Origin of the sequence: Romboutsia lituseburensis, from assembly GCF_024723825.1 — a bacterium.
GTDB classification, from domain to species: Bacteria; Bacillota; Clostridia; order Peptostreptococcales; family Peptostreptococcaceae; genus Romboutsia_F; species Romboutsia_F lituseburensis_A.
On record NZ_JANQBQ010000001.1, the window covers coordinates 444409 to 457298 of the forward strand.

The 12890-nt window shown below is 26.1% G+C and carries 13 protein-coding genes; 11 read left to right on the forward strand and 2 right to left on the reverse strand.

The features are described from left to right. Positions 1-23: 23 nt before the first annotated feature. Both NWE74_RS02195 and NWE74_RS02200 read right to left on the reverse strand, forming a co-directional pair. Positions 24-704 (reverse strand): Crp/Fnr family transcriptional regulator, encoded by a 681-nt coding sequence (locus tag NWE74_RS02195; RefSeq protein WP_258241603.1) that lies wholly within the window; start codon positions 702-704, stop codon positions 24-26. A 35-nt stretch (positions 705-739) separates the two neighbouring features. After that, a complete protein-coding gene (locus NWE74_RS02200) occupies positions 740-1909 on the reverse strand; it encodes a cation diffusion facilitator family transporter (RefSeq protein ID WP_258241604.1) in 1170 nt (389 codons plus the stop codon). A 208-nt stretch (positions 1910-2117) separates the two neighbouring features. Here NWE74_RS02200 and NWE74_RS02205 point away from each other — a divergent pair, with 208 nt between their 5' ends. The 11 genes from NWE74_RS02205 to NWE74_RS02255 all read left to right on the forward strand — a co-directional run bounded on the left by NWE74_RS02205 (position 2118) and on the right by NWE74_RS02255 (position 12600). Beyond that, positions 2118-3437, forward strand: a complete 1320-nt coding sequence (locus NWE74_RS02205; protein ID WP_258241605.1) for an MATE family efflux transporter — start codon at positions 2118-2120, stop codon at positions 3435-3437. 150 nt (positions 3438-3587) lie between these two features. Further along, the gene (locus NWE74_RS02210; RefSeq protein WP_258241606.1) at positions 3588-4409 is read left to right on the forward strand and encodes a MerR family transcriptional regulator; all 822 of its coding nucleotides are present in this window, start codon (positions 3588-3590) and stop codon (positions 4407-4409) included. A 102-nt stretch (positions 4410-4511) separates the two neighbouring features. Then, positions 4512-5153, forward strand: coding sequence for a histidine phosphatase family protein (locus NWE74_RS02215; protein ID WP_258241607.1), 642 nt, complete (start codon positions 4512-4514; stop codon positions 5151-5153). A gap of 10 nt (positions 5154-5163) precedes the next feature. Continuing rightward, entirely contained in the window at positions 5164-6378 is a 1215-nt protein-coding gene (locus tag NWE74_RS02220; protein ID WP_258241608.1) for an NAD(P)/FAD-dependent oxidoreductase, read from the forward strand. Positions 6379-6386: 8 nt separating this feature from the next. After that, the gene (aroH, locus tag NWE74_RS02225; protein ID WP_258241609.1) at positions 6387-6761 is read left to right on the forward strand and encodes a chorismate mutase; all 375 of its coding nucleotides are present in this window, start codon (positions 6387-6389) and stop codon (positions 6759-6761) included. Between the two features lie 66 nt (positions 6762-6827). After that, positions 6828-7478: a (d)CMP kinase gene (gene cmk / locus NWE74_RS02230; RefSeq protein WP_258241610.1), complete on the forward strand. Its 651-nt coding sequence runs from the start codon at positions 6828-6830 to the stop codon at positions 7476-7478. A gap of 78 nt (positions 7479-7556) precedes the next feature. Further along, positions 7557-8153 (forward strand): lysophospholipid acyltransferase family protein, encoded by a 597-nt coding sequence (locus NWE74_RS02235; RefSeq protein WP_092725148.1) that lies wholly within the window; start codon positions 7557-7559, stop codon positions 8151-8153. A 56-nt stretch (positions 8154-8209) separates the two neighbouring features. Next, entirely contained in the window at positions 8210-9049 is an 840-nt protein-coding gene (locus NWE74_RS02240) for a 4-hydroxy-3-methylbut-2-enyl diphosphate reductase (protein WP_258241611.1), read from the forward strand. 191 nt (positions 9050-9240) lie between these two features. Further along, on the forward strand, positions 9241-10572 hold the full coding sequence (locus NWE74_RS02245; protein WP_258241612.1) for an FAD-dependent oxidoreductase: 1332 nt from the start codon (positions 9241-9243) through the stop codon (positions 10570-10572). Between the two features lie 171 nt (positions 10573-10743). Continuing rightward, positions 10744-11598 carry an alpha/beta hydrolase gene (locus NWE74_RS02250; RefSeq protein WP_258241613.1) on the forward strand — a complete coding sequence of 285 codons (855 nt, stop codon included), beginning with the start codon at positions 10744-10746 and terminating at the stop codon, positions 11596-11598. Positions 11599-11625: 27 nt separating this feature from the next. After that, positions 11626-12600, forward strand: coding sequence for an acyltransferase family protein (locus NWE74_RS02255; RefSeq protein ID WP_258241614.1), 975 nt, complete (start codon positions 11626-11628; stop codon positions 12598-12600). Positions 12601-12890: the final 290 nt, after the last annotated feature.

A 12890-nucleotide genomic window follows, 5' to 3' on the forward strand; every position in this document is an offset into this window, starting at 1 on the left:
AATATAGAGATTTGCTCCTTTTATTATTTTACTAAACTAGATATAGATTGGAGTTTTTCAAAATCTAATATAGTGATTTTTCCTCTTTGAGAAGTTATCATATCTTTATTTTTAAAATCAGTAAGCATTCTACTAACAACTTCTCTACTAGTTCCAAGCTCTTGCGCAATTTTTTCTTGAGTTAGATAAATAAATTTACTATTATTAGTTTTTTCAGAAATTAAAAGTAAGTATTTAGCAATTCTAACATCAATTCTTTCAAAGGCAATTTCTTCTAGAACACCTAAGACATCATTAAATTTACTATAAAGATTTTTGAATATATACTTTTGAAAATCTAATGTATTATAAACAAATTCATTGAATATATTGCTGGGAATAAAAATAATTGTAGATTGTTCTAAAACTTCTGCAAATGCAGGGTAAGAATCTTCACTAAGCATACAAGACATAGATAAATAACATGTATCGCCTGCATTTAATTTATACAGTGTAGCTTCTCTTCCTTTATCTGAAAGCTTATAAACTCTAATGGAACCTTTAATTATCAATGAAAAACCTAAACAAGAAGCTCCTTCATGAATTAAAGTGTACCCTTCATTAAAATCTTTTACAATTAAAGAGTTTTTTATTATATTTTGAGATTTTTCATCTAATCTGTCTAGAAATGGATATAACTCAATTAATTCACTCCAAACACTCATAAAGATCCTCCTATAAATATATACTAGTTATATTTTTAGTGATATTCTCGATCAACAGTAATAATACAGTTATATTGAGGATGAATAGATTTTATTTCATTATTAATATAATCTATTAGGTCATCATCACTAACCTTATTTTCATGAAATACGACAATGTCAAAAACTAAGTTTTTCTTATCTCTGTCTCCTACAACTCTAAAATCATGCATAGATTTTATATTAGAATTAGAATCAATAATATTTTGGATTTCTTCTCTAGCTTCTGATACCTCTGTGGTTTCAATACATACAGGATCCATATGAATAATCAAATGAATTTTTAACTCTTTAGAAATTTCTCTTTCAGCTTTATCAATAATATCATGAATAGTCATAATATTTATATTAGACGGAATTTCAGCATGAAGAGATGCTATACATCTTCCTACTCCATAATTATGTACAATTAAGTCATGCACACCACTAATATGTTCATAAGATAAGACACGTTCATTAATACTTTTAACGAGGTCTTCGTCAGGAGCTTCTCCGAGCAATGGACTTATTGTTTCTTTCACTAAAGTAAATCCTGCATATAATATAGCAAGAGAAACAAGTACACCAATATAACCATCAAGAGGAAGTGACGTAAATTTAGCAGCTAAAAATGATAAAACAACGCAAGAAGAAGTAAATACATCTCCTAAAGCATCAACAGAGGCTGCCTTAAGTGCCGATGAGTTTATTTTATTTCCTATATATTTATTAAAATTACTCAGCCAAAGTTTAGCTAGTATAGAAACAAATAAAAGGATAAAAGGTATTAGTTGAAATTTTACTGGAATAGGATTTAATATTCTTTCAATTGATGATTTTATAAACTGTATTCCAACCAACATAACCATAAAAGCTACAACTAAAGCTGATATATACTCTAACCTACCATGTCCAAAAGGATGCTCCTTATCTGGTGGTATACTTGCAAGTTTAAATCCTACAATAGTTATTATAGATGATGCCATATCAGAAAAGTTGTTAAATGCATCTGCTGTAACCGCTATACTAGAGGTTATTATACCTACTGAAATCTTTACAATAAATAATAGTAAATTAGTAACTATACCTACAGAACCAGCTAAATATCCATACTTATTTCTAACCTCTTCATTTTGAATATTTTCATTATTTTTAATAAAAAATTTAATTAATAAATTAGAAAACATAAATTCTCTCCTTTCTGAAATTAATGACTAAAATTATCAACTTATATCAATAGTCTTAACAAATAACTATTATATCATTTAATTAATGTAAATGGAAAAAATAACCTTATTGAAAATTAAAAACTTAACAATTTAAAATTATTGACTCTTTTGTTACGCAAGAGTTTATAATTTTTAAAGGAATAATATTAAGAAGAGGTGAATTCGTATGGTTAGTGAATTTTTAAAGTACGCTGTACCATCTGCGTTTGCTATGTTAGTATCAGCACTTTATACAATAGTTGATGGTATATTTGTTGGACAAGGTGTAGGAGATAATGCTCTTGCAGCTGTTAACATAGTTTTACCATTTACAGTAATGCTAGTTGGTATAGCGAATATGATGGCCGTTGGTGGTGGAGCATTGGTTTCTAAGAATATTGGTGCTAAGAATATAGAAAAGGCCGTAAATATTTTTAGACAAGTATGTAAGTTTTTGTTATTATTATCGATAATAATAAGTATTGTATGTGTATTATTTACAGATGGAATAGTAAAAGTTCTAGGATCGACAAATACACTTCATAACTTATCAGTAGACTATTTAAGATACTATGCTTTATTCTGTATACCTAACTTAGTTGGTATAGTTTTAAATAGTTTTGTAAGAAATGATAATAGACCTAAGCTTGCAATGATATCGACTATAGCTGGAGCTATAACAAATGTAATACTTGATTATGTATTTATATTTAAATTTGGTTTAGGAATAAAAGGAGCAGCAATAGCAACAGGTCTTGGACAAATAGTGACAGTTGCAATGTTATTACCTCATTTCTTAAAGCAAAAAGGTTACTTATCTTTTGGTAGAGTAAATTTAGAACTTGAGACTATAAATAGCTTATTAAAAATAGGATTCCCATCATTTTTATCTCAAATAAGTTTTTCATTTATAGTTTTAATACACAATGTAGTTTTAGTAAAAGTTATGGGCGAAATTGGTGTAGCTTCATATAGTATAATAAATTATATAGGAACTAACATTTATATGGTATTATTTGGTTTAACATTAGGAGCGCAGCCACTTATAAGTTATAATTTTGGTAAAAAAGACATTGATAAAGTTTTAGGGTTTTATAAAATAAACAGTATTGCATCTATAATAACAACTGGATTTTTCGTTTCAGTTTGCTATTTGTTTGGAAGAGGTTTAATCTCAATATTTACAAATGATCCTAAGGTTTTAGAAATAGCATACTTTGGTGTTAGACTTACAAGTTTAAGTTATTTCTTTGTAGGTTTAAATATAGGAACTATAGTTTATTATCAAGCTATAGAAATGCCTAAGTTATCTACAATAATCTGTTTATTTAGATCTGTAATATTCTTACCTATATCTTTAATTGTACTTTCAAAGATATTTGGTGCAAATGGAATATGGGCAGGAACATTACTTTCAGAATGTTTAACATTTGTAGCAATAAATATAATATCGAATATAAATACTTCTACTAACAAGTCTATAGAGCATGTTTATGAAGTAGCATAAAAATAGGAAAATATAGTATATTATAAAAAAGGAGTTTTTAAACTCCTTTTTTTATTTGGATAAATGTAATAATATTATAAATATGTTTAATATAAGTTATTGTTTTTTGTATAATATTATGTATTGTTAAAATTATATAGAGGTGATTACATGGAAAAATATTTTTCAATAGGAGAAATGGCAAAACTTAATAACGTATCTATTGAAACATTAAGGCATTATGATAGACAAGATCTTTTAAAACCGGATTATATAAATGAAAAAACGGGATATAGGTATTATTCTATGAAAAGCTTTATAAAAATGGATATAATAAAAAAATGTAGGGCAATAGGAATACCATTAGATGAAATAAAGGAAGTTATGAACGACTATGATTCTTTAGAATCTATTTTGAATACTTTCAATAACCAAAAAGAGATAATAAATAAAAAACTCTATGAATTAAATTCTATAAAAAATAGTATAGAAAATCTGGAAAATGATATAATAGACTCTTTAAATAAAGGTATGAAAACTGTGTTTACAAAACACAATGAAATAAGAAATTTAATAAAATATGATTATTCCGGAAGATACAATGAAGAGTTTGAAATGAATTTAAGAAAAACTCTTTTAGAAGTAGAAAAAATTTACGACAACTTTAATTATAAAATAGTATTTGCTACATCTTATGATGATTTAATGAATCAAGATAAATTAACTTATATAAAGACAATGATAAAGTTAGATAATATTTTAAATACAGATAAAGACATAATAACTTTGCCTGAAGGAGACTACTTAACTTTGTATTTTGATGATACTTTCTATGATACTAAAAAATATTATGACATAATGAAAGAGTATATAAAAGTAAACAGTATAAAAACAAAAGGCGATTTCCATGAAGTATCTATAATGACAAGAGCTAATAGTTATGGTGAAATTAAATCTTTAGCTCAAATAGAAATATTAATAGATAAAGGATAAATTTGCTATAAAATTTTATTAATCTTTTTAATAGTACGTCTTTATGGTATAATAAAAATTTGATAAACGTTTAAAATAATTACAATTTAGGAGGACATAATAGTGGCAAATACTTTTTACATAGTAAGACATGGACAAACTAATTGGAATATCTTAGGTAAAACTCAAGGACATGGAAATTCAGATTTAACTAAAAAAGGAGAAGAACAAGCTTTAGAACTTGCAGAAGCTATGCTAACTTATCCAATAGATTACATATACAGTAGTGATTTAGGAAGAGCTATTCAAACAGCTGAGATAGTTGGTAAAAAAATAGGAGTAGAAGTAAAGCAAACTCCAGCACTTAGAGAAATGGGATTTGGATCATGGGAAGGTCTATTAATCGAAGAAATAAAGAAAGACCATTTAGAAACTTATACTACATGGAGAAATGAGCCACATCTAGTAAACATAGAAGGTGGAGAAACTCTTCATATAATAAAAGAAAGAGTAGATAATTTTATAAAGGAAATAAATGAAAAATACGATAATAAACATATATTACTTGTAAGTCATTCTGTAACAGTTAGAGTTATGTTGTTATCTTTCTTAAACTCAGGAATGGAAAATATCTATAGAATAAAGCAAGATAATACAGCTTTAAATATGGTTGAATTCAGAGATTATGGTCCTGTAGTATTAAAAATGAATGATACAAGTCATATAAAAAATAATGAGAAAATAAATAACTCAGCATTGGAATAGGAGTAAATTTATGGCTAAAGTAATCGTAGTTGGAGCAGGGTCATCAGGAATGATGGCAGCTATTTCAGCTTCAAAAAATAATCATGATGTTATATTGGTAGATCGTAATGAAGAGTTAGGTAAAAAATTAAAAGTTACTGGAGGCGGAAGATGCAATATTACTAATAATAGAGATATTGAAGATTTCTTTGAAAAAGTAGTAACTAACAAAAAATTTTTATATAGTAGCTTTTATACCTTTACAAATATGGATTTATTATCTTACTTAGAACAAAATGGTTTAGAATATAAAGTAGAGGATTTTAATGATCATAAAGTTTATACAAAATCAGATAAATCGGAAGAAGTAATAGACATGTTAAGAGATGACTTAACTAAAAATAAAGTAAATATACTTTTAAATAAAAAGGTAGTAGACATTATAGTAGAAAATGATTCTGTAATAGGAGTAAAAATAGAAGATGGAGAGAAACTACTAGCAGATAAAGTTATAATATCTACTGGTGGGAAAAGCTACCCTCATACAGGTTCAGATGGTATGATGTATGAAATACTTAGAAAATATAACCATACTATAACTAAAATTTATCCAGCTCTTACTCCTATTACAGTAAAAGAAGGATGGATTAAAAACTTACAAGGTATTTCTATGCAAAATGTAGAAATTTCTTGTAAAATAAAAAAGAAAAAGATAACTATAATTGGTGATATGTTATTTGCTCATTTTGGTTTAACTGGTCCAGCTGTATTAAAGTTTTCATCTCATATAAACAAATATATAGATGAAAATGAATTAGAATTAAATATAGATTTTTTACCAAATATCAGCGTGGATGAAATATCTAATACTATAAGAGAAAACCCAAATAAAAATGTTTTAAATAACTTGAAAGGAATATTACCACAAAACTTCTTAAAGGAAGTATTTTCTATATTAGAATTGACAGATAAAAAAGCAAATGAATTAACTAAATCTGACGAAAATAAAATAATAGAAAGTATAAAAAATATGAAGTTAACATGTAATGGAAGTAAAGGAATAAAAACTTCTCAGGTAACATGTGGTGGTGTTTCTGTTAAAGAGATAAATTCATCAAATATGGAATCAAAAATTATAAACAATCTATTCTTTACGGGGGAAGTAATAGATATAGATGCAGAAACTGGTGGATATAATCTACAAATAGCTTTCTCAACGGGGTATCTTGCTGGAATAAGCGTGTAGGTGATAATATGAATGTATTAGCAATAAGAGGTGCTACAACTGTAACATCTAATAATAAACAAGAAATTTTAGATGAAAGTGCAAAGTTAATTCAAACTATAATAATTGAAAATTTACTTGATGTAGAAGACATAATAAGTATGTGCTTTACTATGACAAGTGATTTAGATAAGGTATATCCTTCTGTGGCAGTAAGAGAAATCTTAAATATTTGTGAGGTTCCTATGCTAAACTTTGAGGAAAAATATATAGAAGGCAGTTTAAGAATGTGCATAAGAGTCATGATGTATGTAAATACTGAAAAAACAAAAAAGGATATAAGACATATATATCTAAATAGCGCTAAAAATTTAAGGGCAGATATAACAAAAGATGAATTATAAATAAGAAAAGCCTTATTTTTAGAAAGTAATATTTAAAAATTTAATAGTTAATTAGGAGAATAACATATGAAAAATTTAGTAATAGCAGTTGATGGACCAGCAGGTGCGGGCAAAAGTACCATAGCTAAAATAATAGCAGAAAAACTAAATATAAATTATATAGATACAGGTGCAATGTATAGAGCGGTAACATACAAGTGCCTTCAAAATAAAATTGATATAAATAATGAAAATGAAGTTATAAAAATAGCTAAAGATATACAAATTGAATTTAAAGATAACAATATATATATAGATGGAAACTTGTTACAAGAAGAAATAAGAACAATGAAAGTGAGCAACAATGTATCTAATGTAGCTAAAATAAAAGATGTTAGATATTTAATGGTTGATGTTCAAAGGGAAATAGGTGAAAAAAACTCTGTTATACTAGATGGTAGAGATATAGGGTCTTATGTTTTTCCTAAAGCAGATTATAAATTTTTCTTAGTGGCAACACCTGAAGAAAGAGGTAATAGAAGGTATAAAGAACTTGTAAATAAAGGATATGAAGTTAAACTTGACGAAATAATAAATGATATAATAAAAAGAGATGAAATAGACTCAAATAGAGAATTTGCTCCTTTAGTTAAGGCTGAGGATGCTATAGAGATAGATACTACAGGTAAAGATATAAATGAAGTTGTAGAATCTGTATTGTCTAAAATAAATTTATAAATTAAATTACAATTATTAAAGTACCTTTAAAATGAGGTACTTTAATAATTGTAATGTTTAAATTGAAGGGAGATAAGTGTGAATTTTTATAAGTTTGTAACAAGTGTATTAAGATGCTTTTCTAATGTATTTTACAAATACAAAGTAATTGGAGAAGAAAACATTCCAGATGAAGGAAATATCATAATAGCAGCTAATCATAAATCTAATCTAGATCCAATATTTTTAGCCTCTGCTATAAGAAATAGAGAGGTAGCAGCAATAGCTAAAAAGGAATTATTTAAAATAAAACCTTTAGGATTTATTTTAAATAAGTTAAATGTTATTCCTATAAATAGAGAAAAGCCTGATGTGTCTACGATAAAAAATATTTTAAGATCTATAAAAGATGGGTATGTATTAGGTATATTCCCTGAAGGGACTAGAATTAAAGAGCCAGGATTTGGACAAGCAAAAGCGGGACTATCAGTTTTTGCAATAAAAGGAAAAGCTCAAGTGGTACCAATATCTATTATAAGTAACTATAAACTTTTTAATAGAGTTACAATATATATAGACAAACCTATATCTTTTGAAGAATACTACAAACAAAAGCTTACAACAGAAGAGAATGAAAGATTGGCTCAAAATGTATTAGAAGTTATAAAAGAGAATTATTATATACATTCTAAATAAATACATAAATTACACAAAAATCTATAATTTAAATAAAAACTATAGGGAGATAACAAATGAATGTAAAAATAGCTAAAGAAGCAGGGTTTTGTTTTGGAGTAAAAAGAGCTATGAAAATGGCTTGGAATAAATTGGAATCTAATGAGGATGGTATTTATGCTTTAGGTCCTCTTATTCATAATAAACAGGCTGTAAGCAAGTATGAAGAAAAAGGCCTAGTAACGGTAGATAATATTTCAAGCATTCCAGAACAAAATAATATGATAATAAGATCTCACGGAGTAGGAGAAGAAGTATATATAAATGCAGATAAAAAACAAATAACTATAGTTGATACTACATGTCCGTTTGTTAAAAAAATACATAAAATAGTTAAAGAGTATAGTAAAAAGGGATATGAAATAATAGTTATAGGAGATAGTAAACATCCTGAAGTAATAGGTATAAATGGATGGTGTAATAATAACTCAATTATAGTAAAAACTATAGAAGATTTAAAAAGCACTAATTTAGATAAATCTAAAAAGTATTGTGTAGTAGCTCAAACAACAATTAATTCAGAGCTATACCTAAAAATAGTAGATGAAATTTCTAAAAGAACTAATGATGTAATATTTAATAATACAATATGCTCAGCAACAAAAGTAAGACAACAAGCAGCTAGAGAGCTATCAAAAGAAGTAGATTGTATGATTGTTATAGGCGGAACACATAGCTCAAATACTCAGAAACTAGTTAATATATGTCAAGAGTTTGTAAGTACATTTGCAATAGAGACTAAAAATGATTTGGATTCAAGTGCTTTAAAAAAATATAATACAATTGGTGTAACAGCAGGAGCTTCTACTCCAGACTGGATAATAGATGATGTAATTGAGTTTATAAAATCAATATAAATAAAAAAGTATGTGTATTTAATAAATATACATACTTTTTTTATACATCAGTTTAATATAATTTATAGAGTACTATTTTAATAGTTATATATTAATAGAAATTTGTAATAAAAAAATAATTGTGTTTTAAACTATAAATATCGGGTATTAATATAACATGTTAAAAAATTACCAATATGGAGGGATAATAAATGAAAGTTATAGTTATAGGATGTACACATGCAGGTACTGCTGCAGTTATTAATATAAAAGATAAATATCCAGAAAGTGAAGTTGTTATATATGAAAAAAATGATAATGTATCATTTTTATCTTGTGGAATAGCACTAAATGTTGCAAATGTAGTAAAAGATACTCAAAAGTTATTTTATAATTCACCAGAAAACTTACAAACATTAGGTATAAAAACTAATATGCAACATGAGGTTTTAGATATAAATTTTGAAAATAAAAGTATAATAGTTAAAAATTTATTAACAAGCGAAACGTTTGAAGACAGTTATGATAAACTTGTTTTAACGTTAGGTTCTTGGCCAATAGTTCCAAATTTTGAAGGTGGAAATCTTGAAAATATAGTTTTATGTAAAAATTATGATCATGCTAAAACAATAACAAGTAAATGTAGTGATGCTAAGAATGTAGTTATAATAGGTGCTGGATATATTGGTGTAGAGCTTGCAGAAGCATTTGAAATACAAGGAAAAAATACTACTTTAATAGATGCAGAAGATAGAATAATGGCTAAATATCTAGATAAAGAGTTTACAGACATTGCAGAAAAGGAATTTAAAGATAAAGGTGTTAATTTAGTATTAGGTCAAAAAGTTCAAAAGTTTGAAGGAATTGATTCAAAAGTAAGTAAAGTAGTAACAGATAAGGGTGAATTTGAAGCAGATTTAGTGATATTATGTATAGGATTTGCTCCTAGCACAAAATTAATACAAGGAAAACTAGATACACTGCCAAATGGAGCTATAATAATAGATGAATATATGCAAACTAGTGAAAAAGATGTATTTGCTGCTGGAGATTGTTGTGTTGTTAAATTTAATCCAGCAAACGATACAAGATATATACCATTAGCAACAAATGCGGTTAGAATGGGTACTCTTATAGGTAAAAACTTAGTTAAACCTACTCTTAAATATATGGGAACTCAAGGAACATCAGGTATAAAAATATATAACCAATGTATCGCATCTACAGGTATGACAGAAGAAGTTGCAAAAAATACAACAAATTTAAATATAGATTCAGTAACAGCTACAGATAATTATAGACCTGAATTCATGCCAACATATGAAGAAGCTACTTTAAAATTAGTGTTTGATAAAGATAGTAGAAAAGTATTAGGTGGTCAAATAGTATCTAAAATAGACTTAACTCAGTTTGCCAACACTTTATCAGTAGTTATTCAAAATGAAATGACTATTGAAGAATTAGCAATGACTGATTTCTTCTTCCAACCACATTTTAATAAACCTTGGAGTTTATTAAACATAGCTGCTTTAAAAGCACTATAAATGTGAGTCAAAAAAGCAAGATATTAAGATATACTATAAAAAATAAAATAAATAATTGAAAATGAGATATAATATAAATAAAAAGACATGGGTTTAGAATTCATGTCTTTTTATTTTAAGATTAAATTAAAAGTACTAAAAATAGATGAAAGGATTTATAACTAAAAATTAATGGAAAATATAACTTTAAAAAAAATAAGACGAAAAGCAAGAAGTATTAATAGAACACTAGTTTATAGCTATATAAGAGATTTTAATATAAAAGGGAAAAAAATAAGGTATGGAGAAAATAGAAAGCAATACTATAAATTATATCAACCATCTATTGATTTAAATCAAATTAAATCTACTATATTTTTTATCCATGGTGGTGGATGGTGGCATGGTAGTCCATCATTATATAGCAGCGTAGGTAAATATTTTTATAAAATGGGATATACAACTGTATTGGCTGGATATAGATTAGTTCCTGCATATAGATATCCAACACAAATAGAAGATGTATTTTTAGCTTTAAGTAATTTTATAAAAATTAATCCAAATGTAAATAATATAATTGTAGCTGGATACTCTGCAGGAGGAGAACTAGCAGCTCATATTGTATTTGACCATGAAAGACAAGTAAAGTATGGGATTAATCCATCAATATTAAAAGGATTTATTTCAATATCAGGCGTATTAGACTTTTTCAAGTGTAGTTCTACATACTCTAAAATTCTTATAAGAAACTATGTATATAAAGGTAAGGTAGATAAAGCTAATCCTATCAATTTAATTAATAATAAAGAAGTTGATATACCTATTATGTGTATACATGGTGATAGTGACTCACTTATAGATGTAAATACTTCTATTTCTTTTATAGATAAAATACAAAATTTAGATGAAAATACTATATTAAAAATAATAAAAAAAGCAGAACATGAAGATACCATAGAACTTGTAAGAGGTGAAGGTAATAAATACTCTAAGTATATTTTAGATTTTATAAAAGAAGTAGAGAACTTGAAAGAAGTTGAAAGATAATGCGAATGATTAAAATGAGGTGCACAGATGGAAGATGTAAAAAATAATTACTTTATAGATAATATTAAATTTATATTAATATTTTTAGTTGTCTTTGGACATTTAATAGAGAGATATATAAATACAAATACTACACTAATGGGAGTTTATATGTTTATATACATCTTTCATATGCCTTTATTTATATTTATATCAGGCTTTCTTTCAAAAAACATTAATAAAAGTAAAAAGGTATATTTAAAAACACTCTTAATTCCATATATAGTACTTAATGTAATTTGGTATACTCTAGCTTATATTTATACTGGGCAAAATAGTTTTCCATTATTATATCCTGGTTGGACTTTATGGTTTTTACTTAGCTTATTTTTTTGGAGGATATCTCTTAAATATTTAGTTAAAATTAAATATATATTACCTATAAGCTTTGCATTAGGATTAGTAGTTGGGCTTATTTCGAATGGATCCATATTATCTTTTTCTAGAACTATAGTGTTTTTACCATTTTTCTTGCTTGGATATTATACAGATATGAAAAAACTAAAAAAAGTAGATGATAAGGTAAATATATGGATTGCTATTTTAGGATTGACTATATTTGTTGCTATAGCATTGTTTATAGCAGAAAATAAAATCGTAGATTATAAGTTTTTATATGGTTCTTATTCTTATACTGAGCTAGGTTTAAGTATCTGGCAAGGCATATTTTATAGAATAATTCTTTATCTAAGTAGTATTACTTTAAGTATATTTGTATGTGCTATAACTCCAAATAAGAAAACATTCTATTCTGAAATGGGAAAATCTACAATGTATGTGTATGCATTTCATATTTACGTAATTATTTTGATTTTTTATTTTATACCAACTTGGGATAAACATATATTAACTAATTGGGTAATTATAATAAGTCCTTTATTTATAACATATATATTATCACTAAAAATTTTTGGGAAGATTTATAATGGTTTATTTAAACCTATTTTGAAATTAATAAAGTAAATAAAAAGGGTGTATCAAATAAAAGTGGTATGCCCTTATCTATTTTGCAAAAGATATATCACTTGCTCTTATAGTATAAATCTTTAACTGCGCAATGTGGAAGTAGCTTTTCATGTGTTATGTCTATAGATCAAATGAATAAATTTACAGGTGTTTCTTCATTAGATAAAAACAAATAGCTTAAAATATAAGTATTTTTTATATTTTAAGCTATTTTTAGTTGATGAAGAGTACACTTTTATATTATATCGATTTTATTTTTAATATTAAGTCTGAATAATAGCAAAACT

Coding starts and splice junctions, on each gene's coding strand:
- NWE74_RS02195 (WP_258241603.1), bottom strand. CDS start 704: ATGAGTGTTTGGAGTGAATTAATTGAGTTATATCCATTTCTAGACAGA.
- NWE74_RS02200 (WP_258241604.1), bottom strand. CDS start 1,909: ATGTTTTCTAATTTATTAATTAAATTTTTTATTAAAAATAATGAAAAT.
- NWE74_RS02205 (WP_258241605.1), top strand. CDS start 2,118: ATGGTTAGTGAATTTTTAAAGTACGCTGTACCATCTGCGTTTGCTATG.
- NWE74_RS02210 (WP_258241606.1), top strand. CDS start 3,588: ATGGAAAAATATTTTTCAATAGGAGAAATGGCAAAACTTAATAACGTA.
- NWE74_RS02220 (WP_258241608.1), top strand. CDS start 5,164: ATGGCTAAAGTAATCGTAGTTGGAGCAGGGTCATCAGGAATGATGGCA.
- aroH (WP_258241609.1), top strand. CDS start 6,387: ATGAATGTATTAGCAATAAGAGGTGCTACAACTGTAACATCTAATAAT.
- cmk (WP_258241610.1), top strand. CDS start 6,828: ATGAAAAATTTAGTAATAGCAGTTGATGGACCAGCAGGTGCGGGCAAA.
- NWE74_RS02240 (WP_258241611.1), top strand. CDS start 8,210: ATGAATGTAAAAATAGCTAAAGAAGCAGGGTTTTGTTTTGGAGTAAAA.
- NWE74_RS02245 (WP_258241612.1), top strand. CDS start 9,241: ATGAAAGTTATAGTTATAGGATGTACACATGCAGGTACTGCTGCAGTT.
- NWE74_RS02250 (WP_258241613.1), top strand. CDS start 10,744: ATGGAAAATATAACTTTAAAAAAAATAAGACGAAAAGCAAGAAGTATT.
- NWE74_RS02255 (WP_258241614.1), top strand. CDS start 11,626: ATGGAAGATGTAAAAAATAATTACTTTATAGATAATATTAAATTTATA.